This window comes from Kribbella sp. NPDC049584 (assembly GCF_040675555.1).
Taxonomy (GTDB): domain Bacteria; phylum Actinomycetota; class Actinomycetes; order Propionibacteriales; family Kribbellaceae; genus Kribbella.
Map to the genome: position 1 here is coordinate 417,273 of NZ_JBFAPF010000003.1, position 26,142 is coordinate 443,414.

Here is a 26,142-nt window from a genome sequence, read left to right on the forward strand (position 1 = left end):
CCGCTATGGGCGCGGGCTGGTGGGCTTGGTGGCGGCCATAGAGCGGGCCGGCACTCGTTTGGCTGGGTCGGGTCCGAAGGCAAAGCCCACGATCGCTCCGAGCACCGCGAAAGCAGCCGCCGCGAGCAGGACGTGGTTGAGACCGCTCGCCGTACCTGCGCGGGCGGCATGGGCGACCGCCGCACGGGTTGCGGCTGGCAGAGTGTCCGCTACTCGGGTACCCGCGCCGGAGGCGACGGCGGCCGCCAGCCTGTGGATCGCGCCGGGCGGCACGCCCTGGCCTGCCAGTTCGTGCACGGTGGCGGCGCTGACCCGGTTCGCGTAGAGAGCGCCGAACACTGCCACTCCGGTTGCTGTGCCGACCTGGCGCAGCGTGTTTGTGAGGCCGGCGGCCATCCCGGCGCGGGCCGGCTCCACTGCCGAGAGCGCCGTCGAGGCCAAGGCGGTGGAGGTGATGCCGAGGCCGGTCCCCGCCAGGATCAAACCGGGAAGCAGGACGAGCCAGCCGGAGGTGGCGGTCAGGTGAGCCATCGAGGCCAACCCCGCGGCGGCCGAGGCCATGGCGACACCCAGCAGCATTCGCATCGGTACCTTGCCGATCAATCGGCCGGTCAGAAGGGCGACCGCGAACGAGGCCAGGAACATCGGCAGCAACCGCAGCCCGCCCTGGACCGGAGAGTTGCCGAGAGTGTTCTGAACATAGAGGGACAGGTAGGTGATCGTCCCGATCACAGTCGCCGAGATCGCGAACGCGACGAACCCGGTCGCGGCGAAGCTGCGGCGCTGGAACAGCCTGAGGTCGGCCATCGGTGCGGGCGCGATGCGCAACTCGTAGACCACGAACGCCGCAAGGCCGACGGCCGCGACCGCGAACAGGGTGACGATCTCCGGGCTCGCCCAGCCCGAGGAGTTGCCGCGGATCAGCGCGAACATCAGTGCGGTGAGCGCCACGACGATCAGCGCCGTTCCCATCCAATCGGCTCGGCCGCCCGCGGGGTTGCGGGACTCGCGCAGCTTGGTCCGTCCGATCACGAACGCCAGCACGCCGATCGGCAGGTTGACGAAGAAGATCGACCGCCAGCCGAAGGCGTCGGTCAGCGCCCCGCCGACCAGCGGACCGATAGCGCTGGCACCACCCAGAGTGGCGCCGAAGGCGCCCAACGCCCGGCCCAAGGCCGGACCGGAGAACTCAGCGCGCAGAAGCGGCGTCGCGGCGGCGAACAGCGCTGCGCCACCGACTCCCTGCAGCGTGCGGAACACCTCGAGCGCCAGGGCCGTCGTAGCCAGGGCACTTGCCAGCGATCCGACCGTGAAGACAACCATGCCGACCAAGAACACCCGGCGTCGGCCTAGTCGGTCGCCCAAGGTGGCCGCCGGCAGGAGCAGGACGGCCAGCGCCAGGGTATAGGCGGCGCTCACCCACTGCAGATCCGGCAGACCCGCATTCAGATCACGCTGAATCGACGGCAGCGCGACACTTACCACGGTGATGTCCAGCAGCAACATGAACGCCGCCGTCAACACCAGCAACAGCGTCCACCGCTGCCGTGACGAGGTGACCCTCGTGTTCTCACTGACCTCACTGGTCGTCATATCTTCTCCTCCGGGGCGCCACCCGCCGATACACGATTGATTTTTCAACCATCGGCTGCCCGGACCCTGGTCACGCCAGGGGGATCCACTGGGCACGTCACTGGTCCGTGGCCCGCGCTGCGCGCCAAAACCACAACCGCGCCGCGCCCTGCGCGACCGTCTTCAGCCCACGGCCAGGACCGCCGAGGCGATCAAGCCGCCCGGGGAAGAGTGACTACGAGGCTTGCGCCGCCGTTCGGTGAGGTGTCGATCGTGATCGTGCCGCCGTGTTTCTGGACGATCTTGGCGACGATTGCGAGGCCGAGCCCGGCGCCGCCGGACTCGCGGGTGCGGGCCGAGTCGAGGCGGACGAACCGGTTGAAGACGCGTGACCTGTCCTCGGGCGCGATGCCGGGGCCGTCGTCGGCGACTGTCAGCACCACACCGTCGGCGGACTCCGACAATGAGAAGGTGACGAGGCTGCGAGCATGCCGCGACGCGTTGTCGGCGAGATTGCCGACCATGCGCGCGAGCGCGACCCTGTCGCCGCGGACCTGCCCCGCCGAGACAGCTGCCGTCTCGATGGTCAGGTTCGTTGCCATACGCAACTGCTTGGCCGCTGCGAACACCACGTCATCGAGGTCGACCGGCGTATCCGGACACCCGGCCGGCTCCTCATCGGCCCGGGCGAGCAGGAGGAGGTCGTCGACCAGACCCTGCATCCTCAGATCCTCGGCCAGCACCGTCGCGGCGAGGTCCGCGACGCACGTACGGCCGGGATACGCCCGCGCCACCTCGGCATGCTGACGGATCGTCGCAAGCGGCGACCGCAACTCGTGCGAAGCGTCCGAGACGAACTGCAACTGGCTCTCGTGCGAGCGCTGCAGCCGGTCGAGCATCCGGTTCATCGTCGTTGCAAGGCGTCCGACCTCGTCCCCGCGCGCGCTGGGAACACGACGATGGAGCTCGGCAGCGGTGATCTCGTCGACCTCCCGGCGGATCGCGGTGACCGGTGCCAGCATGCGCCCTGTCACCAACCACGTCACCCCGCCTACCACTCCCATCATCAGCGGCACGCCGACGACGAGCACCCGCCGTACGAAACGCGTCGAGTCCAGTACGTCGACCAGCGGCCGCCCGACGATCACCTCCTCCCCCACACCGGACGCAGCCGAGGCGAAGACGAAGTCCTCGCCGTAGCCCGGAGGCTCGACCGCAACGCACCCGCTACCTGGCGACGCGATACGCCCACCGGCATCGGCCGAATCGGTCCATTGGATCAGCTCTGTGGCCGTCGACGTCTGCCGATCGTTGCCTGAGGCAAGTTGCGCGGCACGGTCATGGGAGTCCTGGCAGACCTGGCCGGTGAGTACGTTGCCCAGCAACGCGACGAGCACCAGCGCACCGCTTACCAGGGCGATCCCGACGACCAGGACCGCCGCCAGCGTCACCCGTAGCCGCATCACGTCACCTCGCCGTCACTCGCTCATGCGGTAGCCGGCTCCGCGCAACGTCGTGATGCAGTCGCTCCCGAGTTTGCTGCGCAACCGGCGGATGTAGACCTCGACGATGTTCGGATCACCCTCGAAGTCGTAGTCCCAGACGTGATCCAGGATCGTCCGCTTCGAGACGACCTGTCCTCGTCGACGGATCAGGAATTCCAGCAGCGCCAGCTCGCGTGCCGTCAGCACCAGCTCGGTGTCTCCCTGCCACGCTCGCCGAGCGGCTGGGTCCAGGCGCAGGTCACCGGCTTCGAGTATGCACGGACGCTCCAGGGTCCCCCGCCGCACGAGTGCACGCAGCCGAGCAACAAGGACGTCGTACGAGAACGGCTTCGTCAGATAGTCGTCGGCGCCGGTGTCGAGCGCCTGAACCAGGTCGGCGTCCGCATCTCTTGCCGTGAGCATCAAGATCGGTGTCCACACGCCCTCGCCACGCAAGGTCGCGCAGATCTCGAAGCCGTCGACCTGTGGCAGCATGATGTCGAGCAACATGACGTCGTACGTCTGCTCGCGGGCCAGCCACAGTCCGTCCGTGCCGGTCAGAGCCACGTCGACCGCATAGCCCTCGGCCTCCAGACCGTTCCGGACACCCGCGGCCAGGCGGAGCTCGTCCTCAACCACCAAAGCGCGCATCTGTCACCTCCCGGCGACTGTGCACCATTCTCGCTGAATCCATGCTGAATCCACGCTGAACGCGACGTTCAGCCAGGATTCAGCCGTGCACACCTACCGTCGTTCCATGGCCACCATCGAGGCAAGCGGTCTGTGCAAGCGGTACGGCGCACGCATTGCGCTCGACGGCCTCACGTTCACGGCGGACACGGGTGAGGTGATCGGTCTCCTCGGGCCCAACGGTGCAGGCAAGACCACGGCGATCCGTCTGCTCACCACCATCCTCGAGCCGACCGGCGGAACGTTCTCCGTCGCCGGAATCCCCGGCAACCAGCCGCACCGGATCAGGCAGCGCATCGGCGTACTGCCCGAGAGCGCCGGCTATCCAGGCCGCCAGTCAGGGGCCGAATATCTTCGGTACGCCGCGCGCCTGTTCGGTCGAAGCAGGCTCGATGCGCGAACCGCTGCTGAGCGGCTACTCGCCGATGTCGGCCTCAGCGAACGCGCCGGCGCACGGATCGCGACGTACAGCCGAGGGATGAAGCAGCGCCTCGGCATCGCCAGAGCGCTCGTCAACGATCCTGCGGTGGTGTTCCTCGACGAGCCGACGCTGGGACTCGACCCGGCAGGCCAGGGCGAAATCCTCGCCACCATCTCGGACGTCGCTCGGCGACGAGGGGCAACCGTCGTACTTTCGACCCACACGCTCACCGAGGTCGAGCAAGTGTGCGACAACCTCCTCATCCTCGACCGCGGCAAGCTCCGGGCTGCGGGCCCGATCGCCGAGATCGTCGCGGGAGCCGGCAGTCTGAGTTCCGCGTTCCTCCATCTCACCGGGCAGGACAGCCATGACTAGCTGGAACGTCGTCGCAGCACAGGAGAGCCGCGACCTCTGGATCGGTGGGCGTGGCCCGGTGCTGATCTTCGGGTACAGCGTCTTGCTCAGCGCCATCACCTACCTGGCCGCCACCAACCAGGCGATGAACTTCCTCGAGCAGCGCGAAGCCGTGAATCTCATGGTCCAGGTCGCACTGGCCGTCGGCGTCCTCCTCACTGTCGTGGTCAGCGCCGACACGATCAGCGGCGAACGCGAACGGGGGACGCTGGAGGCCCTGCTGCTCACACCGGCGCCGCGGCGCGCGATCGTCCTGGGCAAACTCGCTGCCGCCGCGACGATCTGGCTGGCCTGCTTGATCGTCGCGATGCCGTACCTGTGGGTCCTTGGGCGCGGCGTTTCCGGATCCCTCCAGGCGGCCGTGCTGACGTTCTTCGTCGGCACGCTCGTGGCTGTCGGGCTCGGAGGTGTCGGGATGATCTTCAGTGGCTGGTCGAACACCAACAGGACCAGCCTTGCCAGCGGGTTGCTGCTGCTCCTCGTCCTGTTCGCCCCGACACAGCTTCCGGCCCTGCCGAAGACAGGTTTCGGCCAGACACTGAATCGGATCAATCCGATCGGATCGGCTCTGCACTACATGTCACAGGTTCTGGTCGCCCGCCGCGGCTGGACCCAGGACCTCGGCTACTTGATCTCACCGCTGGTCATCGCGGTGGCCGCGGTCGGAGCCCTCCTCGTTGCGGCTCCGCGACTCGTCCGGCTGACTGCGAGGACCCGATGAACCTCCTGAGCCTGATCGCACCCCTCCTGCTCGACGACCCGACCATCACCATGGACCACAATCAACTGACCGCTCAGATTGGACACACCCTCACCGTCGAGTCGGTCGTCAGCAACTCCGGCCCCGGTATCGCGCATCTCAATGTGGTCAGCCTTGACGGCGTCTACGTCGACCTCGAGGACTGGACCCAGGACGTCACACAGCCAGTCCCCGGCGGCGGTGAAAGCGCCTTGGACTGGGACTTCCAGGCAGTCAACCCCGGCCATTTCGCGGTGTACGTCGTACTCATCCCAAAAAACGGCAACCTCGTCGCCGGCCCACCTGTCCACATCACCGTCTCCCCCCGCCAAACCCTCGACACCGGCGGCGCACTACCCATCGCCATCGCCGTACCAACCCTCCTCGGCACAGCAACCCTCATCACCCGCCTCAAGACCCGCTGAACAAAACTGACGTCGACACGTGGTCAGACGGCGCCGAAGCGTTCGGTGTGGATTCGGCGGAGGGGGACGCCGAGGGCGGCCAAGTCGTGGCTGACCGAGGTGACCATGGGGGCGGGGCCGCAGAGGAAGTAGTGGAGGCGGTGGGGTCGGCGCGGGAGGGTGCGGGTGAGGAGGTTGTGGCCGATCCGGCCGATCTCGCCGGTCCAGCCGGGTTCAGGCGAACTGACGACCGTGATCACCTTCAGGTTGAGCCGTGCCTGTACCTGCGCGACCTCCGGAACGAGCATCAGGTCGTACTGCGTACGCGCGGACACGATCAGCCAGATCCGCCGCCGGTCCTGCTGATCCGCGAGGGTGCGCAGCATGCTCAGCAGCGGCGTGATGCCGACCCCGGCGGCGATGAACACGAAGCCGGGCGCGTCCTCGAGCCCCTCGATGGTGAACCCGCCGTACGGCCCGTCCAGGAAGACCCGGCGGCCGGGACGAAGAGCACCGAGCAGCTCGGTGAAGTCTCCGAGCGCCTTGATCGTGAACTCCATCCGGTCCGGGTGTTCCGCCGTCGAAGCGATGCTGAACGGATGCTCCTCGAACACGAACGGCGTCGACCCGATCTTGAGCCAGACGAACTGACCGGCCGCGAACGGCAGGCCCGGGTGGCCGTCGGCCTGGATGACGAGCGTCACGCCGTCGCCCGCGACCGCACGCACCGATACCACGATGTAGGCGAACTTCCCGGCCCGGAGCGGCAACCAGATCCAGCGTCGCGCCGCGAGCCCGGCCAGCAGCACACCGGACGCCACGAACCAGGCGGCCAGGACGAAGTGTGACACCAGGTGCCGCAGCCACCAGACGTGCAGCCAGGCGGTGATCAGGACGATCGCGACCAGACCGTTGTGGACGAGCCGCCACCCCTCGTACCGCGGCTGACGTCCCGGACGCCGCAGCGCGAGTACGACGACCAGCCCGAGCGCGACCGTCGACGTGACAGCGGCACGGGCAGCCCACGTCGTGTGCGCGAGATCGAGGATCGACAAGCCGCGCGGATCGACGATCAGCACCGCGATCAGGTGCACCACCACCAGCGCGACCGCGATCAGTGCGATCAGCCGGTGCACGGCGAGCACGGTCTCGATCCCGAAGCTCGCGATCAGCCACGGCAACCGGGCGGGCAGCGCCACAGCCACGACTAGCGCCGAGAAACCGACCAGACCGGCGCTGAGCTCCAGAGCCCCGCCCGCACTGGTGTCCGGTGGCTCGATCACACCCCAGGTGAGCGCCAGCGGGGTCAGCAGGACGGCGAGGTACCACAGGAACCAGGCGAGCCGGGACAGCGGACCGTGCACACGCGCTGAGACTCGGTGGCGGGACATCGTGACTTGCTTCCAGGATCCGTCGGGACGCTGGAAAAGTACGCCCGCCACGCGACCGCGCAAACAGTGCCGGCCGCGCATGACAGGACTGTCATCCAGCTCCCCGCTCATTACGGTACGGACCGGTCCACCGGGACTGCTCTGACCTCTTCCGTCCAGATCCCGGACGGAAGAGAATGACGCTGGGTCATGGATCGGAGGGGTCCCGAGCCGGACGCTGTGGGGTGCAGCGCCGGACAGTCCGTGCCCCGGGGCAGGCCGTACGGCCTCGAGGGGGTTCGATGAGCAGGATTCTCGTTGTCGACGACGAACCCGACCTGCTCGGGTTCGTCCGCAGTGCACTGGAGGCCGAGGGCTTCCACGTGACCACGGCCACCGACGGGACCGACGGTCTCCGGCTGGCCCTCACGACCAAGCCCGATCTGGTCATCCTGGATCTCTTGATGCCGGGACTGGACGGTCAGGCCGTGCTGACCGCGTTGCTGACGCACGACCGGTCCACCCGGATTCTCGTGCTGTCCGCGACCGAGGACCGGCAGGTGCGGGTCGCCTGCCTCGAGCAGGGCGCGGTCGACTTCCTCGCCAAGCCGTTCGTGGTCCGGGAGCTGATTGCCCGGGTCCGCTCGCGACTCCTGTCACCGGTCGCGGCCGGACTGCCGTGGCTGCCGGAGGTACTGCGGGTCGGCGAGATCGTGCTGGACACGCGGACCCGTCGCCTGCAGGTCGGCGAGCGGACCGCCGAGCTGCCGCAGCGCGAGTTCTTGCTGCTGCAGCACCTGATGCGCAATCCGGACACCGTTTGCTCGCGGCAGGAGTTGCTGTCCGAGGTGTGGGGTTACGACTTCGATCCGTCGACCAATCTGGTCGATGTCTGCATCGGGCGACTCCGCTCGAAGCTGCGCAGCGACGCCATCCGGACGGTACGCAATGTCGGCTATCAGTTACAGACGGCCTGACGAGGAAGTCAGAAGCCTGCCGGGCGACCTGCGGCTGAACCGCAGGTGGATCACCGACGGGCTGCTGGCGGTCTTCATGTCCGCCATGCTCGTGCTGATGATCAGCCTCCCCGGCGAGGAGACGATCCCGTACCACTTCCTGTTCCTCAGCCTCACCATCGTGTACGGCTTCCGGGTCTGGCCGATGTGGCCGACGATCCTCGTCGCGCTGGCCGTGACCGGCGCGACCGGGTGGGTCCTGGGCGACCGCGTCGTCAGCGGTGTGATCGACAACGCCGAGCTCGCCGAGGTGCCGTTGATGCCGGCGCTGTTCGTCGCGATGGTGTGGCATGCCCGTCGCCGGGCCGAGGCGCAGCGGCAGGTCGAGCGGATGGCGGACCAGCGCCGGGCCAGCCTGGAACGCGAGCGCGAGTTTCTCCGCGACGCGTCGCACGCCATCCGGACGCCGATCACGATCGCTCGTGGCCATCTCGAACTGGCGGGTGATGCCGCGGTGGTGCACGGCGTACGGCTGCACGTCGACGTGGCACTGCGGCAACTGGACCGGATGTCGGCGCTGTCCAACCGGCTGCTGGCACTGGCTCGCCTCGATGCCGGTGAGGAGCTGAACCGCCGGCCGACCGATGTGGCCGCGCTGGTCGCCGAGCTGGGGCGGAACTGGACGGCGAACACCGACCGGGTGTGGCTGGTCGGCTGCGGACCGACCGGCCAGGTGCGGATCGATCCCGATTGGATCGAGCTCGCCCTCGACGCGATCGTCGAGAACGCGGTGCACTTCACCACGTCCGGCGACACGATCCGGATCGGCTGTACGTCGGCGCCGGGGCTCACCTCGATCACGGTCGACGACTCGGGTCCCGGTATCGACCCGGAAGATCTGCCGTTCGTGTTCGACCGGTTCTGGCATCGCCGCCCGGAGAACGGGCCGATGGGCAGCGGTCTCGGCCTGCCGATGGCGCGGGCCATCGCCGAAGCGCACGGCGGCGCCCTGACGGCCGGCACCGGTCCGAGCGGCGGCGCGTCGATCGTCCTGAGCATCCCGCGCAGCCGCTGACGGTCACCGTACGACGACGTGCTCGACCTGTGCCTTGCCGAGCAACACGCTGACCTTCGACCCACGCCGGATCCAGTTCCCGGGGTTCTCGAACACCAGGTAGTAGGTCTCCCCCGCCGTGTACTTGCCGGTGTGCGCGTGACTCATCAGCAGGTCACGCACCACCAGACCGCTGCTCTCGTCGATCACGGCCGGCGGAGTCGTTGCATCGTGCAAGCTGTTCGCGCGGTTCGGATCCAGTACCTGGAACCTGAGGTCCAGCAGGCCACCGCCTCCGGTCACCGCGACCTGCGTGATGCGAACGCCGCTGCGCTCGGCGAGCCCGTCCGCGTCCACCGCCGTACGTCCCCAGGCGATCGCCGCAACCGGCGCGGCCGCGGGCTGGTCCTTGTGTGGGTTGTGTGCGCTGTACAAGAACCAGACCGCCATCGCGCCGGCAACGAGTGCGACGCCCGTCAGCAGGCCGAGAACCTTTCGCATCGTCATGAGTGGATGAAGACCAGCATGCCGTTGCCGATCGGCGACGTACCCGTCTGCGGACCGCTGGTCACGTGGAGTTGGCGGTTGAACAGTGCGAAGCCGTGCGTGCTGGGCGGAGTCCCGGTCGGTACGACGACGATCGCGTCCTCGGTCGCACCGGCCGGGATCGTCTCCGTGCTCGCGGTGACCTGATTCGCCAGCAGGCCGGCGTCCCTGGCGACGACCTGCTCATGAGCGCCGAGCAACGTCATCGAGGTGTTGTCATAGCCCGCGTTGAGATATCTCAGTAGCACGCGTTGACCGGCAGCGGCCGTGATCGCCGGGACGTCCGGGTAGGACCTGCCGTTGATCAACCAGTACGTCGCCCGGTAGCTGTGCAGGTCGTATGTCTCGGGCGCCGCGTTGAAGGCTGGATCGATCGCCGTCAGCACCAGCACCGATTCCACGTCGTACGCCGTCGTCGCCGAAGCGTAGGCCTGGTTAGGTGTCGTCGTCCGGACCAGCAACGCCCCGGACAGTCCCATGGCCTCCTGACGTCCGGCGTCTCCGCCGGACTGGTACAGGTAGGTGCCCGGCTGCGCGGTGAACGTCCGGCTGACCACCCCTCCGGACACGGCGTCGGTCGGACCCGGGTTGAACGCCACTCCGGGGATCTCGAACGACACCGTATGCCCGGCCGGTAAGGCGTTCCGGACCGTGATCGTCACTACGTCGCCGGCCGTGGCGGTCAGCTGTGGTCCCGGCAGCCCGGCCGGAGCCGTGGAACAGTCACCGGGCGTCGTCGGCGTCCCGAATCCCCAGATCGGCACCAGACCGCCGCCAGGGAGCGGTGCGGTTCCTGGTACGGCGCACAGCTCGATGGCCACCGTCGCCGCGGACGCCGAACCGGTCAGGCCGACCACGGCCAGCGCGAGCACCAGCAGGACCCGCGCCCCGCGGTGAACGGATGTACGCATCGCAGCTCTCCTCTGCCAATCGGGCCCGGTCATGGCGCGTCGTACACGATCTTCATCAGGTCACCCCAGGTGGCGAAGGTGGCCGGGGCGGGTGCGGTGTAACGCTGGGTGTGGACGAGCACCCGGATCTGGCCGGCGTACGAGCCGGTGCCGATGTAGGCGCTGGGCGATCCCGGGACTGTCCAGGTGGAGCTGACGTCCGTCGAGCCGACACCCTGCGGCTGGGTCGGCGGTCCCGTCAACGTGGTCCAGCCTGGCGAAGTCGCCGTACTACAACCCAATGACCAGTTGCAGATCTTGACCGTCTGTTGCGGCAGATTCGTCGTGATCGCCGGGCAGGTCGTACCGGTGGTGACACCGCAGTTGCGGCCCTCGTAGATCACCTTGAGGTTCGTGCTTCCGGCGGGTACGCCGCCGAATCCGCCGTACCAGTCCGTGGCGAGCGCGGTGACGACCGCGCCGCTGGCGTGAGTAGCTCCGGAGCTGCCGAGCTGGCCGCGTGCGACCGTCCAGGTGGTGGTGCCTTGACCGCCGGTGACCTGCAGGACTTCGTTGTCGATGCGCACGAAGTACGAGCCGGTGGTGGGGAAACCGGCGGCCGAGGCGACTGTGATGGAGGTCTGTCCGGCTGTCGTCGCGGTCGGACGCGACGTCGTCTTGGGGTTGATCTGGTAGTACACGTCGTCGGATTGACCGAGCGAGGCGACCGACCCGGACTTCAGCGTGCCACCGAGTAGCGAGGACGTGGTCGGCGAGCCGAAACAGCCTCCAGCGGGATCGACTCGGAGCAAGGTGCCCATACCGCCGAAGCCCTGGTCGTAGTTGGTGAATTCGTTCAATGCGTGGCTGTGCAGCGGGAAGTACCACTCACCGCACGCGTTCTGTGACGTCGTACCGACCGGCAGCGTGCCCTTGTAGCCGAGGTACGGCGAACCGCTGTACCAGGTGTTGCCGTCCTTGAAGAACACGTTGCGGTAGTTGGGCTGCGCGACCGGCAGCGGGTTCGCGGTCGGACTCCAGTTGTCGGCGTCGTCCCAGCGCAGCAGGAAGTCCTCCGTCTGACCTGCGCCGATCGTCTCGCCGAAGTGCTCGGTGGACGCGACCAGCCGGCCGTCCTGGGCGATCTGCTTGGTGTGGTTGCCGTGCGGGTGGAACGGGTGGTTCACCGCGCCGACGTTGATCATCCGGATCAGTGCCGGGCGATTGTCGGCCGCGGTGTTCGGTTGGAGCCGGACCAAGGCGCCGTACGGCTGGTTCGGCAGCAGGGCAGATCCGTTGTCCTGGATCGTGTCGGGGAACTCGCGGCCGTTGATCGCGAAGTACCGGTTCCGCAGCGCGTTGACGTCGTACGTCGCGCCGACCTCGACCGCGTGATGCAGGTCGGAGTCGATGTCGCTGAGCAGCAACAGGTACTCGCGGGCGGGCGCGAACTGGGTCGAGGCATCGCCGTACGCGTAGGCGTCGCCGAGGGCCGGCCGGACGATCAGCGCGCCGGCCAGGCCCATCTCGACCTGCTTGGCGATGTCCGATCCGCTCTCGTAGAGGTACGTTCCGGGCTGTCCGGCCGTGAAGGTGTAGCTGACGTCACCGCCCGGCGCCGCCTCGGTGGTCAGCAGACCGGGGCTGCCGCCGCTGGCCGCGACCGTCGCGTCCTGGCCCGGGAACACAATGGATGTTGCCTCAGGCAAATTATTGTGCAGCGTGACGACCACGGTCTGGCCCTGGGTCGCGCACAGCACCGGCCCCGGGCTCTGGAAGTGACCGCCGGCCGGTGAGTAGCTCCACATGAAGACGCTGTTGCCGTCCGGCGTATCGATCGTGCCGGCGGACGCGACCAGGTCGAACGTCCGTGTCGTACCAGCCACAGTTCCGGTCGAACAGATCATGCCGGTCGGCGGCACCGCCTCCGACTGGGCGCTCGCGTCCAGCGACGCGAGTGGTACGAGCGCGCCGGCAGCGAGCGCGAGACCGGCCAGCGACCGGCGGATCCGTTGCGATGTGCTCATCGTCGCCTCCTGCTCAGACATAGGTCTGACTCACGACGGTCTGCGCCGGCAACGGGTTCTGGTACACCCGTACCTCGGTCATCATTCCGCTCGGGCCGGGAGCACCGAGGCTGGACAACCTGCGCCAGTCCCGGTTCTTGAAGTAGTAGACGTTGTAGTTGCCGCGGCCATCGGTCCCCGACGGCCGGAGCGCCGAGTACGCCGGTGCGTCGAACAGCACGTCACGCGCCTCACCGGGTCCGATGTAGAGCGTGTTCGTCCAGTACGCCGTCGTACGCAACAGCGACGCATCCTGGCCGATGACGTGCATCGGGATCCCGGGCAGCTGCATCGCGTGCTGCTGGTAGCCCAGGTTCGCCAGCCGCAACAGGACGCGATCGCCGGGGTTGACCTGGACCAGCGCCGAGTTCGGCAGGCTGTAGTCGGGGGCGTCGTCGTAGTTCGGGTTGGGCGTCGCGATCCGCAACGCGGCCGGCAGCGACGGGTCGTCGTTCGGCAGCGTCGTCTGCGGATAGCAGCGGCCGTTCAGCACGAACCACTCCGGGTCGTAGTCGGTCGGGATCGACTCCTGGATGTCCCGGTCGCCGTCGTGGAACTCCGCCCAGAACTCGTTGAGCAGGATCGCGAAGTGCCGGTGGTAGCCGGTCGACCCGTCGCCGTCGTTGTACGCGAACTGGGAGAACCCGCCGAGCGTCGTACCGTCCTGCAGCGGGCGGACGAAGACGATGCCCGTCATCCCCATCTGCACGTGCTCGACATCCTCGAAGTGGCAGTGGTACATGTACGTGCCTTCGCGGTGCGGGCGGTAGAAGTAGGTCAGCTGCTTCCCGATCGGCACGGCGACCGACACCTCGGGTACGCCGTCGTTGAGCGGCGACGGGATGTCGAAGCCGTGCCAGTGCACGGTGTGCGAGTCGACCAGGTCGGGCCGCTGGACCAGGCCGAGGTTGGTCAAGGTGATCTTGATGTCGTCGTTCTGCTTCACATCCAGCGTCGGCGCGCTGGTCCGGGCATGCCCCTTGTACTGCGCGACGAGTTGATCGACCGTCGCCGTCGGGCTGACCGGGATGAACCCGAAGATGTAGAGCGGGTCGTCCTCCCGGCCGGGCACGGTGATGTAGCCGTCCGTGGCAGCCAGGGCCAGCGTCGTGGTGGCCGCGACGGCAGCGCCGGTCCCGCGGACCAGGCCGGCGCCGACGCCGCCGACGGCGAGGGCGCCCAGCGCGCCCAGGCCGGTGGCCTTCAGGAAGTCCCGGCGTCCGACGCCGGCCGGCTGCGAGTTCATCGCGAGCTCCCGAGGGTGGTGGGTAGTAGTGGTGATGCGAGGACCACCGGGACGCCCGGCAGCTCGTCCGCGCCCAGGTCCCACGGCGTGAGGAGCCGGAGCGTACGCAGCTGCGGACGGTACTGGCCGTCGTAGTCACCCAGGCCGCCCAACGCCGGCGTCAACGTCGGCGCCTGGACCGCGGTCGCGGCGCACGGGTTGAGCGCTGTGAGCGGAGTCGGAGAGGCGGTGTTCGAGCAGCGGACACCACGATCCACGACCGGGCTGGTGGTCTGCAGGTGGTAGTTCCCGGTCAGACCCACCGGCGGATCCGCGCCGGTGATCGTGACCGCGGCGGTCTGCGGATCGGCCCGTGAACCCGACACGGTCAGCTCGAGCGTGAACGGGGTGACGAACGCGGGGTCGGAGCCCACGATGTTGCCCTGGGCACCTGGTACCGCGTGCTGGACGCCGTTCGGGCCGAGGATCTGGCCGTTGCTGAGATCGGAGTACCGCGGGATGAACGTGTCGGCGGTGTTCGCCGTACCGTGCACCTCGAAGTCGATGACGCCCTGGTTCACCAGCGCCGCGCCCGGTCCGAAGCTGTCGAGGGTGAAGGCGGTGTTGTTCCAGAAGATGTCGTTGAACTGGGCCACCGGCCGGGAGAAGTCCGGCCTGGTCGAGGCAGTCGGGTACTGGGCGACGTAGCGCGGATCGCTCTGCCAGAGCGGATCGTTGCCCTCGGCAGCGAGCCCGGCCGAGTGCGGTACGCCGATCGCCGAGTTCTCCGACGATGCCGTGGACACGTTGTTGGCGACGGTGTTGTTGATGATCCGCACGTTCGACGAGTCGTCGAGCATCATCGCGCCGCCGATATCCGCCGAGCCGTTGTCGACGATCTGGTTGTCGCGGACATTGACCGCGGCGTTGAGCGCGTCGAGCACGAACAGGCCGCCGCCGTCGTCACCGGAGTAGTTGCTCTGGATCAGGTTCCGGTCCAGCGACACCGCGCCGGTGCCGTCGCCGAGCGATCCACCGGCGACCGGCAGCTCGGACTCGAGCGCGACGCCCGCACCGGAGTCGACCGAGTCGTTGTAGTAGATCTGGTTGTCGTGGATGTTCCCGTTCGGGCTCAGCCCGATGTGGGAGATGCCCGCACCGTAGTTGACGCTGAAGTTCGAGCAGACGATGTTGCCGGTCACCTCGTAGTTGTTCGAGCCGTAGAAGATACCGAGACCACCGGCCTGGGTGAGGCCGCCGTTGCCGAGCAGGCGGTTGTTCGCGACCTTCACCTGGTAGTTGTGGCTGGCGTGGTCGTACGGCTGCCCGATCCCGATGCCGCCGGCAACGACGCCGGCGTTGTTCTCCAGGACGTTGTTGGTCAGCTGCTCGTTGTTGATCGACGCCTGCAACTGGATGCCGCCGGCACCTTCACCTGAGCCACCGGTCATCAGCGCGACCCCGTCCACGCGGGACCGGTTGAACTCGGTCTGGTTCACCGCGGTCGTCGTGCCGGTGAGGTCGTACGCCGTCGCGGTCTGGGCTACCACCGTGACGTCGGCGCCCCGCAGTACCGGGTGCCCCGAGTCGGCGTACGGACCGTGGGCCGCGATCGTGGCGTCGTACGCCGTCGCGTTCTGCTGGAAGTAGCGGCCGTCGACCACTGAGCCGAGGACGTGGAACCGCGGGTCCTCCGGGTCGCGGGCCTGCGCCTCGTGGGCGCCGATGATGCCGCCGGGGCCGACACCCTGGATCTTCAGCGGCTTCCAGACCAGCACGTTCTCGTTGTACGTGCCGGGCTTCAGCACCAGCAGGCTGCGAGCAGGGGCGGCGTCGATGGCCGTCTGCAGTTCGTGACCGGCGAGTGTCGGGGCGGCGACGTTCACGACGTTCGGGTTGTAGTTGATGCCTCCGGAGGAGCCGGTGACGTGGACGGTGATGCCGTTGACGGTCGGCACTCCCCCGTTGGCGTCGGAGGTGATCAGCGTCAGCTCCTTGGGGCCGGGCCGGAAGGTGGTGCTGAACGCCGGCATCCGGATCTGCACCCGATCGGGCGCGCCGGTGGTCCCCGAGGTACCTGGGGTCCAGCTGACGATGCCGCCGTTGGCACGGGTCAGCGTCACGGACGTGCCGGTCCGGTCGTCGGTCAGCGTCGCGCGGACGCCGGTTGCGCCGGTGGCACTACCTTGTGCCCCGATGAAGTCTGCCTGGATGGTCATCACCTGTCCGGCCGTCCGGACCGGGGTGTCGACCTGCAGCAGCTCGGGTCGCGCCGGTACGGCGGGATCCTCGCAGCCGGTGCCCGAGATCGGGTCCAGCGGCAGGTCGAGCTGGGTGCTCAGGCCAGGCCAGGCCTCGGCCGGAGTCGTTGCCGTCAGCAAGTTCGGGTTGTAGCCGGCGTTCGGGGCGGCCTTCGAGCCGGGGTCGTCGACCTTGACCAAGTACATCCCCGGACACGGGCCTTGCGGGATGGGGCAGTTCAGCGTCTCCGTCGATGGAACCAGAGCCTCGAACGAGCCATCCGGGCTGGTCGTCACGGTGGTCAGCAACCGCCAGTTGTTCGCGTCGTACGGCAGGTTCACGTTGCCACCGGGGCCCGCGGTGTCGACGCGGGCGTAGATCCCGACCGGGATGTTGCCGATCGGCCGCGGTTCGCCGTACCAGGGCGAGTTCGGGTCCCGCTCGAAGTAGATGTCGTTGAACACCTGGCCGACCAGCCGGCCGGGCTCGGCGACGTCACCCGTGCGAGTGTCGGCCGGGTCCACGCCGTTGGGGTCGGTGCGGAAGTTCGTCATCAGGTTGAAGTCGGCGTTGGCGTTCTGGCTGTTCTGCAGCACGACGAGCTTCTTGTCACACAACGGCGCGTGCGCTCCGGTGATCGGGAAGTAGTTGCTGCGTGTGGTCAGCGTGGACTTGTCGATCACATGGTCGTCGCCGACGCACGGTGGCGGCGGGATGGCCGGCGTGAAGTTGTTGCCGAGGTCAACGTTCACGTCCTCCTCGCGGACCGGCCGGTACAGGCAGCCGGTGCCGTCGCCGGGGATCGTGGTGCCCTTCAGATGGGTGACGCGCTGGGAAGCATCGGCCGGGTTGCACTCCCGCGTATCGGTGGAATCCTTCGGCATCACGACGTGGGTGATGTAGGTGCCGGCGGTCAGCGCGACCGGCTGGGTGTTGCCGGCGCAGGTGCCGTTGTCCGCGGTCAGGTCGTAGCCGTTCGGGCAGTAATCCGCGAACGCGTACCCACCGTCGAAGGCGCCGTCCTTGGTCTGCGCACCGGTGATCGGAACCTCCAGGCAGTTCGGCCCGATGGTCGGGTTGAGCTGCGAGCTGATGTCCGCGCCGGTTGCGTCGCGCACCGCGCAGCCGTCCGCGTACGTCGCCGGATCGGTCGGCGGCGTACCGCTGGGCTGGACCCAGTGATCGGTGACGTACTTGTTCACGATCACGTCGTCGGCCGTGTTCGGGAGGCCGTCGGGCCCGAGCGTCTCGAGGTAGACCGTGACGTCGGGGATCGCGGGTTCGTAGTCCTCGTGCGCCTGCATCTTGGCGTCGAACTCGTTGCGCGTCGTGGAGAAGTAGGTGATTCCGACGATCTGCCCCGGCGTACCGGCCGGGTAGTCGGTCTTGCCCCAGTCGACCGTGGCTCGATGCCCTTCGGTCAGCAACTGGTTGGTGAGCAGCGCGCCGCCGAGATCGGTCGGGATCGGCGTGACGACGCTCGGATCGTACTCGTCGTGCACGGAGGCGCCACTGACGCCGAAGCGCGCGAAGCCCTGCTCGTTGATGATCCAGCGGCCGAGCGGGCCGCCTTCCGCGGTCGGGTACTGGTAGTAGCCACTCGGGTCCGTGGTCGTGGCTTCCTTGATCGAGCCGTCCCGCCAGCGCTGGTCCATGTCGGTGTTGCCGATCCCGGGCTCGCCGGGATCCCTGAGCTGGTTGCCGTTCAGGTCCTTGTAGACATGACCGTCCAGCCAGCCGAACCAGCGCGACACACCGACGCCGTGCTCGTCCGGGTGGACCGGGTCGGGGTCTTCGACCGCGACGGTCTGGTTCGCCGTGACGTCGACCGGGAGGATCCGCATGATGTAACTCAGCTGTTCGTCCCAGATCGACAAGTTGTAGCTGCCCGGTGGCACGTTCTGGATATCGAAGTTCCCGTTGCCGTCACCCTGGCCGATGTACACGGTCTGGTCGGTGCTGCTGTCGCTCAGCGCCACGAACGGGTTCTCCACCGGCTCGCCGAGAGTCAGCTGGTCGAACGGGGGCCAGCCCTGCCAGTTCCGCGCCGTACCGGTGATCTCGCCGGTCCCTGTGGTCGCGAACGGCCGCGGCGCGCAGACGAACCCGAACCAGTACGCGGTTCGAGCCGTTGGCGGCTCCCACAACTGCTCGCCGGGCGCACCGGTGCCGTCGGCACCTTCTTCGGTCGGCGCCAGCAACTGCAGACCGCCGTCGATCGTGGTCGTCTGGTACCAGCGGCTGTTCGGGTCACTGTTGCACGGCCGGTCCGGCGGATGGACGTCGATGTAGTACGTCGCCGGCCCGAGATTGTCGATCTGGTTGAAGCCGTCCCCGTTGGTCAGGCAGAGCCCGCCGCACAACGGGTTGTTGTTGTAGTCGACGGTGACCGCGCTGTGGGTCTGCTCCTCGAGGCCGACCTGGAAGCCGCTCAACCCGGCTTCTTCGGTATCCGGCGCACCGTTGGTCCACGAGGTGTCGTCGAAAACGAACACCCGGATCTTTCCCAGCGGCAGCGGGTGTTCGGCGCTCTGCACGGTCAGGTCGACGCGCGCGGTCAGCGAGCCGTCCGCGGCGGCGTCGGCGGGCAGGTTGATGTACTTGCCCCACATCTTGTGGTCGAGCGAGCGGACCGAGATCAGGTACCGGCCGGCCGGCAGCGTGACCGTCTTCCGGGTCTGGTCGCCCTCCCGGATGATCGGGCTGTTGCTCTCGGTGTTGAGCGCCTTCGGATCACTCGGCAGCTTGGTGTTGTCCACGTTGACGATGTAGTTGAAGTTCGCCAACGGGTTGCCGGTCGGGAAGTCGCGCGCGTCGATCGTGACCGAGCAGCCGCCCGACGGGCAGGCCGCGGCGGCCTCTGCCTTCGGCGCGGACCTGGTCATCGCCACGCCTGCGAGGCCGGCAGCGATCAGGCCGAGCACGGCGACCCGGGCCACCACCGCCCGGGTACGTTGCACCCTGCGGAACGACCGCGTCGGAGCTGCAGACATCGGAACCACCCTCCCGGCGGCACAACCTCGGCAAAGGCCGCCGCCTGGCGCCTGAATATCTGTGGGTGATCATTCGCCGTTCCGGCCGGACCCGTGGGCTCCATGACGGCTCTGTCATCCGCAGGTCATTTCGCGGTCATCCGGTCCCGTTGGCCGAGATGACGGTCCGGTCATGAAATGACCGTCGCGTCATGAACCGGGCCGCTCGCCCGCCGCCGTCCTTATCGTCGGGAGCGTCGGGCTGTCGGCGTCGGGTGTCCCTTGATGGCGCACAGCGCCGACGGGGAGGGGAAGCCCGTGCGGCATCGCTGTGTGCTGATGCTGGTCAGCGTGCTCCTGCTCTGCGCGCTGCCGTCGGTCGCGTCCGCCCATACCGAGTTGGTCCGCTCCGACCCGGCCGACGGCGCCGTACTCGCAGAGTCTCCCGGCCTGGCCCGGCTGTGGTTCAGCGGCGACGTCGATTCAACCCGCAGTACGGCGCGACTGGTCGACGAACGCGGTACGGCGATGCGGGGAACTCAAGCCGTCCGCGACTCCGGTGATCGGCGAGCGCTCGCGATCGAACTGCCGAGGCTGACCGACGGGTCGTACGGCCTGCTCTGGGAGGCCGTTGCAGCTCGGGACGGTCATACGACCAGTGGGACAGTCACGTTCTCGATCGGTCATGCCGGAACTTTGGTGGCGGTCGGCTCCGGTGGTCCGGGTGGTTTGGTCCAGCGATGGCTGTGGTTGCTTGCCCTAGCCGGAGTGGTGGGACCGCTCGCGCTAGTTGTCTTCGTGCTTCGCGCCCCGTCGGATCCGGTCTCGTTGGCCGCACGACAACGACTTCTGGTCACGTCACTCGCCTCCGCGGTTGTTGCCCTGGTCATCCATCACTCAGGATTGCAGCTGATCGCGCTGGCAGCCCTGTGTTTGTTGGTCGGCCTTGTGCTCGCGGGACGTGTCGCGTCGGTGGTCGTTTTGATTCCGCTTGGCGCGCTCGGATGGTTGGAGGCAACCAGCAGCCACGCGGCCGCACTGCCGTCGGGCCGGATCTTCGCGCTCGTTGCGGGCGCGGTGCACGCGCTCGCCGGGCTGCTCTGGCTAGGTGCGGTGCCGGCCCTCCTCGTCGTGTTCTGGCGGGCTCCGCGTGCGGAACTGGCGCGGCAACTCCGCGGTCCGTTCTCGGTCCTGGCCGCCGGAAGTGTCCTGCTCCTGGTCGCGTCCGGGCTCTACAGCGCGGGCCGCGAGGTAGCCACTCCCCGGTCGCTCGTGACGGCGTCGTACGGGCGTTTACTCATCGCGAAGACAGCGCTGCTGGTGGGCATGGGCGTTCTGGGACTGGTCAACGCGTGGCGTCTGCGCCGACGTTCGGTCTCGCGACGCACCATCGCCGCCGAGAGCAGCGTCGGTGCGGTCTTGTTGATCGCCGTCGCCGCACTGATCGGTCAAGCGCCGCCTTCTACGGTGTCCTCTGGGTCCTCCGGGTCCTCCGGCGTCGAGCCCGAGGTGACCCGGAGCGGCTTCGTCAGCGACTTGGTTGTCACGGTGTCGGCGACTCCGAATCAGCCTGGGGTGAACTGGCTGACGGTCCTGGCCGACAGCACTCGCCGACCGGCGCCAGCGCCGCTCGACAGTGTCGACCTCCGGATCGGTGGCGAGACCGTCGGCCTGCAGCATTTGACCGGCACGCGGTACTTCGCCACCTACCAGGCCGGATCCGCCGGAGCCGTGCGGATGGTCGCAGTACTGCATCGGGGCGGGCAGGAGTACGCCGTACCCATCGACTGGCAGGTGTCGTCGCCGGCGGTGCGGTCGGCGGCAGGGCCACGGTTGGCGCCGTACGTCGACGTCGCGGCGTTGTTGGTGCTCGAACTCGGGGTCGTGGTTTGTGCCTGGTGGCTCGTTCGGGGACATGGAGGTAGACGATGAGGTCTCTGGTAGCCGCAGTTGCCGCTTCGATCGGACTGTCGGGGACGACTCTCGCCGCACCGGCGCCTGATCCGTTCGTCGATGTCATCGTCGTGATGAAATCGCAGGCGGCCCCAACGATCACCACACCGGACCGGCGGGAGCGGCTTCGTCAACTGGAGAAGGCGTTGCGGGATCATGCCGACGCGACCCAGCGCGGTGCCCGCGCTCTGCTGGCGACCCGAAAGGCCACGTCGATCGTACCGTTGTGGATCGTCAACGCGATCGGCGCGCACGTCCGCGCCAGTGTGGCCGCCGAGCTGGCGCGCCGTCCTGATGTCCGCGAGGTCCGGCCGAGTACGACGATCCAGGCGCCGGCCACGGAGGTTGCCGGCGGCATCGAGCCGAACGTGGCCCAGGTGAACGCTCCGGCGCTGTGGGACCTCGGCTACCGCGGCCAGGGCATGGTCGTGGCATCGATGGACACCGGCGTCGACATCAGCCATCCCGAGCTTGCCGCCCGCTGGCGCGGTGGGTCCAACAGCTGGTACGACCCGAACGGCCAGCATCGCAGTACTCCGGTCGACCTGGCCGGGCACGGCACCCAGACGATGGGAGTGATGGTCGGCGGCGACGGCGGCGGTACGTCGATCGGCGTCGCGCCGGACGCGCGGTGGATCGCGGTGAAGATCTTCAACGACCGCGGGCAGGCCTCGTCGACGGCGATCCACCTCGGCTACCAGTGGCTGCTCGACCCGGACGGCAACCCCGCGACAGCGGATGCACCGAACGTCGTGAACAACTCGTGGACGATGAGCGCGGGCAGCTGCAGCCTGGAGTTCCAGCCGGATCTGCGTAACCTCCGCACGGCCGGTATCCTTCCCGTCTTTGCCGCTGGCAACTACGGCCCGACCGCGGGCACATCAGCCAGTCCGGCGAACAATCCCGAGGCTCTGGCCGTCGGCTCGGTCGACGACAACTCGCTGATCGATCCGTACAGCAGCCGCGGACCGTCCGGATGTACGCAGGGAACCTATCCGCAGCTCGTTGCCCCAGGCACAGATATCCGGACGACAGATTTGTACGGCGGGTACCTCGACGTCTCCGGGACTTCGTTGGCCGCGCCACACGTTGCCGGGGCGCTGGCCCTCCTTCTCCAAGCATCACCGGGGATGACGCCTGATCGGCAACGGGACGCGCTGCAAGCAGGCGCGGTCGATCTGGGTACGCCGGGTCCGGACAACGACTACGGGTCGGGTCGACTTGACGTGCTGGCGTCGTACAACTGGCTCCGGAGTACACCTGACTTCGGGATCACCGTCACGCCGGCGGCTGCCAGTGCGCCGCCTGGTGGCACGGCGAGCTATACGGTGACGGTGTCCGGGAGCGGCGGGTTCACCGGGGACGTGGCGCTGTCGGTCAGCGGTCTCGCTGGGAGCTTCGATCCGGCGGTGGTGTCTGGTGGGTCCGGCACGTCCATCCTCACGGTTACCGGGCCGACAACCCCGGGTACGACAGCGCTTTCCATCACCGGGTCGAGCGGGGCTTTTAGCCATAGTGCCGCGGCTTCGCTTACCGTCGTACCGCCGCCGGATTACGGGCTCACGGCATCTCCCGGCAGCCGGGTCGTCAACGCCGGTGGTTCTACCGCCTATGCCTTGACGGTCAGCCCTACGAACGGGTTCGCAGGTGATGTGTCGTTGGCCGTCAGCGGTCTTCCGGCAGCTGTCGGAAGCGCGGCCCTGGGCCCGGCCGTCGTACACGCTGGTGGAAGCGCGCAACTGAGCATCACCACGTCGACATCGGCGGCGGCTGGTACCTACGTCCTGACCGTGACCAGCACGAGTGGTTCGCTCAGTCACCAGGTCAGCGTGAGCCTGGTCGTGAATCGGCCGGACTTCGCGGTGGCTATCAGCCCAGCGTCGATCACAGTCACTCGTGGCCAGACCGCGACGTACACCCCAAACATCACGCCGACAGATGGCTTCACGGGCGCCGTCACGTTGAGCGCGTCCGGCCTCCCATCGAACGTGACAACCAGCTGGACCGGCAACCCAGTAACCACTTCTGGCGCTGCCACGCTGAAGATCCGCACAACATCCACCACCACGCGAGGCACCTTCACCATCAAGCTAACCGCCACCAGCGGCTCCCTAACCCACCAAACAACGGCAACCTTGCTAATCCGCTGACGCTCCCGGTGCCCCGGAACGTCCTCGGACCTCGCGCACCTCGCGCACCTCGCCGACCTCGCGTACGTCGCGTACGTCGCGGAACTCGCGGAGCTCGCGGAGCTCGCGGGTCCGTTGCCTTGAGCAAGGAGTAGACCCCACCGAAACCGTTCTCGATCCGGGAACTGCCGGCCCGGGTCTGGTCCGGCTGTGCGATGCGACCGCCAATCCGGGAACTGGTCCTGCGCGTCAGCCGGATCGTGCTCGGCATCCGCACCCTCCGTGTCAACGGCAACGAATCGGCGAGCACTGCGAGTGCTTGTCGGCGGGTGCTCGCAGCAGGCAAGATGAGCGGGGGATCGGCCTGGGGAGGGTGTCATCGCAACGATCGCGGTCGCGCTGACGCTCGGCGACGCCGGGACGGTCGTGCAGATCATCGGCACCTCGGTCCAGGCGATCGCGCTGCTGGTCGCCGGGGTGTGGGCCTACTACCGATTCGCGAAGGGCCGCGGTTTCTTCGCGCGGGCCGACTTCTCGATCGAGCTGCACCGACTCCGGCTTCGCGACCGCGAGCTCATCCAGGTCGCGGCCGTGGTGAAGAACGCGGGCGGTTCCGAGCTGCTGCTGGCGAAACCGGCGGTGATCCAGAAGCTGAGCTTCCTGCCCGCCTCAGGGGCAGTCCTCGGCTCACCGCCGAACTGGCACCAGGTACCGCCACCCGACGGTCACGCGGCCGAGCTGTTCACCGGCCACCGGATGATCGAACCGGCGGAGACAGTCCGCGACGAGACGCTGATCCCGCTACCGAACCTCGGTCCGACTGCGCAGCCGCTCGCTTGGCGGGTCGGTATGGAGCTGCAGGTCCGTCGCCGCTCGCTGCGTCCGTCCCGCCGGTACGTCGTCTGGCGGGCGGCCGCGATTCTTGTCCCCGGACCAGACCCGGACACCAAGGACTAACCGATGGACGACAACCGGCAGGACTCCGACTACCGCCCACAACCCAATGCCGCGCCCGCCGCGCTACCCGGTATCGACGTGATCGAGCAGCAGGCAGCCGAAGCCGGCGTACTCGATCTCCTCCGCTCAGCACAGAACGATCTCGCCGTCGTCTTCGACGAGGTCGCCGTCGGACCTGACTCCCGCCTGACCTTCTACCTCAAACCGACCCCAACCACCCACGTCCCCCTGATCCGCGTCCAGCTCGACCCCGACGCACTAGCGCTAGACCTCGATCCGATCGTGGTCCTACGCAAGCTAAAGATCCCAGACGAACCACTCGACGAATTCCTAGCGGCCCTCCCCCAAAACCAAGTCGACCTCGGCAGCCGCCGCCTCCGCGCCTACGTCACCACCCCCACCGAAATCCAACGAACAGCCACCTTCCTAATGCGAAGATTCTGAACAGAACAGGGGGTGGGAGTGATGGGCGATGCTTTTCAGACGCCAGGCCTGACTGTCCAGCAGCGTCCGGCAAAGAGGTTGGCTGCGCGATTGGAAGGGATGCTCGTGGTGGACGAGGCTGCAAACTGCCTGGTCGTCGACAAAGCCGGACGTCACATCGATGTCGCCTGGCCGCCGGGATTCTCAGCCGCCCTACGCGACGGATCGATCGTCCTGATCGACACCTCGGGACAGACGTTTGCCAAACTAGGCGACACAGTCGTACTGGGCGGTGGCTACGTTCCACCATCGGCTGCACACGCAACCTCCTGCACAGGCAGCGAGAGAGTATTCGCAGCTCATTCGCTAGCTCTGCTGTCGGTGTGACGCGCGGAAGACTCCGGATTGGGCGGCGGCTAGGGTGATTTGGGTTGCTTGGGTGGCGGTGGTTTTGTCGGGGGGGTCGCCGATGACGGAGAGTTGGAAGTAGATCGGGGCGATCAGGGTTCTGATGACCGCGACCGGGTCCGTGTCTGCGGGGAGCTCGCCGCGTTTGATGGCGCGGTCGACGACGACTCCGGCTCGGCGGGGGCCGTACTCGAACAGTTCACGTCGGGTCTCCGCGATGCCGGGGATGCGGGCCGCGTCGCTGTAGATCGCGGTGAAGATCATCCGGCCCGGCGGGCTCGCCACCCACGCGACGAACGCCTCCGCGAGGTGCTGGAGGTCGCCGGCCAGACTGCCGGTATCGGCAATCGGCAGCTCCATCGCGATGTGTTCGCCGAGCACGTCGCCGACCAGTGCCTCGCGGTCCGGCCAGCGCCGATAGATCGTCGTCTTGTGGACGCCGGCACGGCGCGCGACGTTGTCGATCGTGAGTGCGGCGTACCCGTTCTCGGCGAGCTCGGCCAGGGTCGCGTCGAGTACTGCGGCCCGCACCTTCGGACCACGGCCGACCGGGCGCGCACCTTCGGCTGACGGCATCGCGCCTCCCTGTCTCCCGGAGCTCGTTGCCGCGCCCCCTCGTCAGCCGGTCGCCGCGCTCACGCTGAGCGCGGTCGGCGGACTGTTGTCCGATCGTGTGCGACTCATCGTATCGCAACTCGGAGTTGCGATCTGCGATCCGACCTGGCAGGGTGATCATCGCAACTTCGAGTTGCGATAGGCACCATCACTGCTGAAGGAATCGACATGGCGCAACTGAAGGACAGGCTCTACAAGGTCTTCACGAGACTGCATGTCGCGGTGTTCCTCGGATCGAAGGGCCGGCTGTTCGGCCGGGCGATGGGGATGCCGATCGTTGGGCTGCAGACCGTCGGGCGGCGATCGGGACAGCGACGTACGACGACCTTGGCGGCGCCGATCGTGGAGGACGGCCGGGTTGTCCTGGTCGCATCCTTCGGCGGCGACGAACGGCATCCCGCGTGGTACCACAACCTGCGCGCCAACCCCGACGTTCAGGTCACACTGCGCGGCGGTACGCGAGCTCTCGTGGCGCGCACCGCGACCGGAGCGGAGCGTACGGCGCTATGGGAGAGAATCGTGGCCGTGTACGACGGGTACGGGCGCTACCAGGACCGCACCGACCGCCAGATCCCGGTAGTCGTCCTCGAGCCCGAACCACCCGCCGCTTGAT

The 26,142-nt window shown here is 67.9% G+C and carries 20 protein-coding genes; 10 read left to right on the forward strand and 10 right to left on the reverse strand.

What is annotated here, in order from left to right; all coding sequences use genetic code 11:
- Positions 1 to 3 precede the first annotated feature (3 nt).
- The 3 genes from AB0J62_RS13790 to AB0J62_RS13800 form a co-directional block, all read right to left on the reverse strand.
- Positions 4 to 1,593 carry an MFS transporter gene (locus AB0J62_RS13790; protein ID WP_363868985.1) on the reverse strand — a complete coding sequence of 530 codons (1,590 nt, stop codon included), beginning with the start codon at positions 1,591 to 1,593 and terminating at the stop codon, positions 4 to 6.
- Positions 1,594 to 1,784: 191 nt separating this feature from the next.
- Positions 1,785 to 3,035, reverse strand: a complete 1,251-nt coding sequence (locus AB0J62_RS13795; RefSeq protein WP_363868988.1) for a HAMP domain-containing sensor histidine kinase — start codon at positions 3,033 to 3,035, stop codon at positions 1,785 to 1,787.
- A gap of 15 nt (positions 3,036 to 3,050) precedes the next feature.
- Positions 3,051 to 3,707 carry a response regulator transcription factor gene (locus tag AB0J62_RS13800; RefSeq protein ID WP_363868991.1) on the reverse strand — a complete coding sequence of 219 codons (657 nt, stop codon included), beginning with the start codon at positions 3,705 to 3,707 and terminating at the stop codon, positions 3,051 to 3,053.
- 106 nt (positions 3,708 to 3,813) lie between these two features.
- On the opposite strand from AB0J62_RS13800, the gene AB0J62_RS13805 reads away from it, so the two are divergent.
- The 3 genes from AB0J62_RS13805 to AB0J62_RS13815 are packed head-to-tail and all read left to right on the forward strand — an operon-like array spanning position 3,814 to position 5,745.
- A complete protein-coding gene (locus AB0J62_RS13805) occupies positions 3,814 to 4,542 on the forward strand; it encodes an ABC transporter ATP-binding protein (RefSeq protein WP_363868994.1) in 729 nt (242 codons plus the stop codon).
- The gene (locus tag AB0J62_RS13810) at positions 4,535 to 5,302 is read left to right on the forward strand and encodes an ABC transporter permease subunit (protein ID WP_363868997.1); all 768 of its coding nucleotides are present in this window, start codon (positions 4,535 to 4,537) and stop codon (positions 5,300 to 5,302) included. The genes AB0J62_RS13805 and AB0J62_RS13810 overlap by 8 nt, the downstream gene beginning before the upstream one ends.
- Positions 5,299 to 5,745: a hypothetical protein gene (locus AB0J62_RS13815; RefSeq protein ID WP_363869000.1), complete on the forward strand. Its 447-nt coding sequence runs from the start codon at positions 5,299 to 5,301 to the stop codon at positions 5,743 to 5,745. The genes AB0J62_RS13810 and AB0J62_RS13815 overlap by 4 nt, the downstream gene beginning before the upstream one ends.
- Before the next feature lie 23 nt (positions 5,746 to 5,768).
- Here the strand turns inward: AB0J62_RS13815 and AB0J62_RS13820 are convergent, their stop codons facing one another.
- The gene (locus tag AB0J62_RS13820) at positions 5,769 to 7,115 is read right to left on the reverse strand and encodes a ferredoxin reductase family protein (RefSeq protein ID WP_363869004.1); all 1,347 of its coding nucleotides are present in this window, start codon (positions 7,113 to 7,115) and stop codon (positions 5,769 to 5,771) included.
- A 281-nt stretch (positions 7,116 to 7,396) separates the two neighbouring features.
- On the opposite strand from AB0J62_RS13820, the gene AB0J62_RS13825 reads away from it, so the two are divergent.
- Positions 7,397 to 8,071 carry a response regulator transcription factor gene (locus AB0J62_RS13825; RefSeq protein WP_363869007.1) on the forward strand — a complete coding sequence of 225 codons (675 nt, stop codon included), beginning with the start codon at positions 7,397 to 7,399 and terminating at the stop codon, positions 8,069 to 8,071.
- On the forward strand, positions 8,043 to 9,125 hold the full coding sequence (locus AB0J62_RS13830) for a HAMP domain-containing sensor histidine kinase (protein WP_363869010.1): 1,083 nt from the start codon (positions 8,043 to 8,045) through the stop codon (positions 9,123 to 9,125). The genes AB0J62_RS13825 and AB0J62_RS13830 overlap by 29 nt, the downstream gene beginning before the upstream one ends.
- 3 nt (positions 9,126 to 9,128) lie before the next feature.
- Here the strand turns inward: AB0J62_RS13830 and AB0J62_RS13835 are convergent, their stop codons facing one another.
- From AB0J62_RS13835 to AB0J62_RS13855, 5 genes are read right to left on the reverse strand one after another with little or no spacing between them, the layout of a single operon-like run.
- Positions 9,129 to 9,605 (reverse strand): hypothetical protein, encoded by a 477-nt coding sequence (locus tag AB0J62_RS13835; RefSeq protein ID WP_363869013.1) that lies wholly within the window; start codon positions 9,603 to 9,605, stop codon positions 9,129 to 9,131.
- 2 nt (positions 9,606 to 9,607) lie between these two features.
- Positions 9,608 to 10,561 (reverse strand): multicopper oxidase domain-containing protein, encoded by a 954-nt coding sequence (locus AB0J62_RS13840; RefSeq protein ID WP_363869016.1) that lies wholly within the window; start codon positions 10,559 to 10,561, stop codon positions 9,608 to 9,610.
- Between the two features lie 29 nt (positions 10,562 to 10,590).
- Positions 10,591 to 12,567, reverse strand: coding sequence for a multicopper oxidase domain-containing protein (locus AB0J62_RS13845; RefSeq protein ID WP_363869019.1), 1,977 nt, complete (start codon positions 12,565 to 12,567; stop codon positions 10,591 to 10,593).
- Positions 12,568 to 12,580: 13 nt separating this feature from the next.
- Entirely contained in the window at positions 12,581 to 13,852 is a 1,272-nt protein-coding gene (locus AB0J62_RS13850) for a multicopper oxidase domain-containing protein (protein WP_363869022.1), read from the reverse strand.
- The gene (locus AB0J62_RS13855) at positions 13,849 to 19,065 is read right to left on the reverse strand and encodes a hypothetical protein (RefSeq protein ID WP_363869025.1); all 5,217 of its coding nucleotides are present in this window, start codon (positions 19,063 to 19,065) and stop codon (positions 13,849 to 13,851) included. Before AB0J62_RS13855 ends, AB0J62_RS13850 begins: the two co-directional genes overlap by 4 nt.
- 264 nt (positions 19,066 to 19,329) lie before the next feature.
- Between AB0J62_RS13855 and AB0J62_RS13860 the strand changes: the two genes are divergently transcribed.
- The 4 genes from AB0J62_RS13860 (at position 19,330) to AB0J62_RS13875 (ending at position 24,527) form a co-directional block, all read left to right on the forward strand.
- A complete protein-coding gene (locus AB0J62_RS13860) occupies positions 19,330 to 20,976 on the forward strand; it encodes a copper resistance protein CopC (RefSeq protein WP_363869028.1) in 1,647 nt (548 codons plus the stop codon).
- Positions 20,973 to 23,147 carry a S8 family serine peptidase gene (locus AB0J62_RS13865; protein WP_363869031.1) on the forward strand — a complete coding sequence of 725 codons (2,175 nt, stop codon included), beginning with the start codon at positions 20,973 to 20,975 and terminating at the stop codon, positions 23,145 to 23,147. Before AB0J62_RS13860 ends, AB0J62_RS13865 begins: the two co-directional genes overlap by 4 nt.
- Positions 23,148 to 23,552: 405 nt before the next feature.
- Complete coding sequence (locus tag AB0J62_RS13870; protein ID WP_363869034.1) at positions 23,553 to 24,083, forward strand: hypothetical protein; 531 nt, start codon at positions 23,553 to 23,555, stop codon at positions 24,081 to 24,083.
- Positions 24,084 to 24,086: 3 nt separating this feature from the next.
- On the forward strand, positions 24,087 to 24,527 hold the full coding sequence (locus AB0J62_RS13875) for a hypothetical protein (RefSeq protein WP_363869037.1): 441 nt from the start codon (positions 24,087 to 24,089) through the stop codon (positions 24,525 to 24,527).
- Positions 24,528 to 24,872: 345 nt separating this feature from the next.
- On the opposite strand, the gene AB0J62_RS13880 is transcribed toward AB0J62_RS13875, so the two are convergent.
- Positions 24,873 to 25,490 (reverse strand): TetR/AcrR family transcriptional regulator, encoded by a 618-nt coding sequence (locus AB0J62_RS13880; RefSeq protein WP_363869040.1) that lies wholly within the window; start codon positions 25,488 to 25,490, stop codon positions 24,873 to 24,875.
- Between the two features lie 207 nt (positions 25,491 to 25,697).
- Here AB0J62_RS13880 and AB0J62_RS13885 point away from each other — a divergent pair, with 207 nt between their 5' ends.
- The gene (locus AB0J62_RS13885; RefSeq protein ID WP_363869043.1) at positions 25,698 to 26,141 is read left to right on the forward strand and encodes a nitroreductase family deazaflavin-dependent oxidoreductase; all 444 of its coding nucleotides are present in this window, start codon (positions 25,698 to 25,700) and stop codon (positions 26,139 to 26,141) included.
- Position 26,142: the final 1 nt, after the last annotated feature.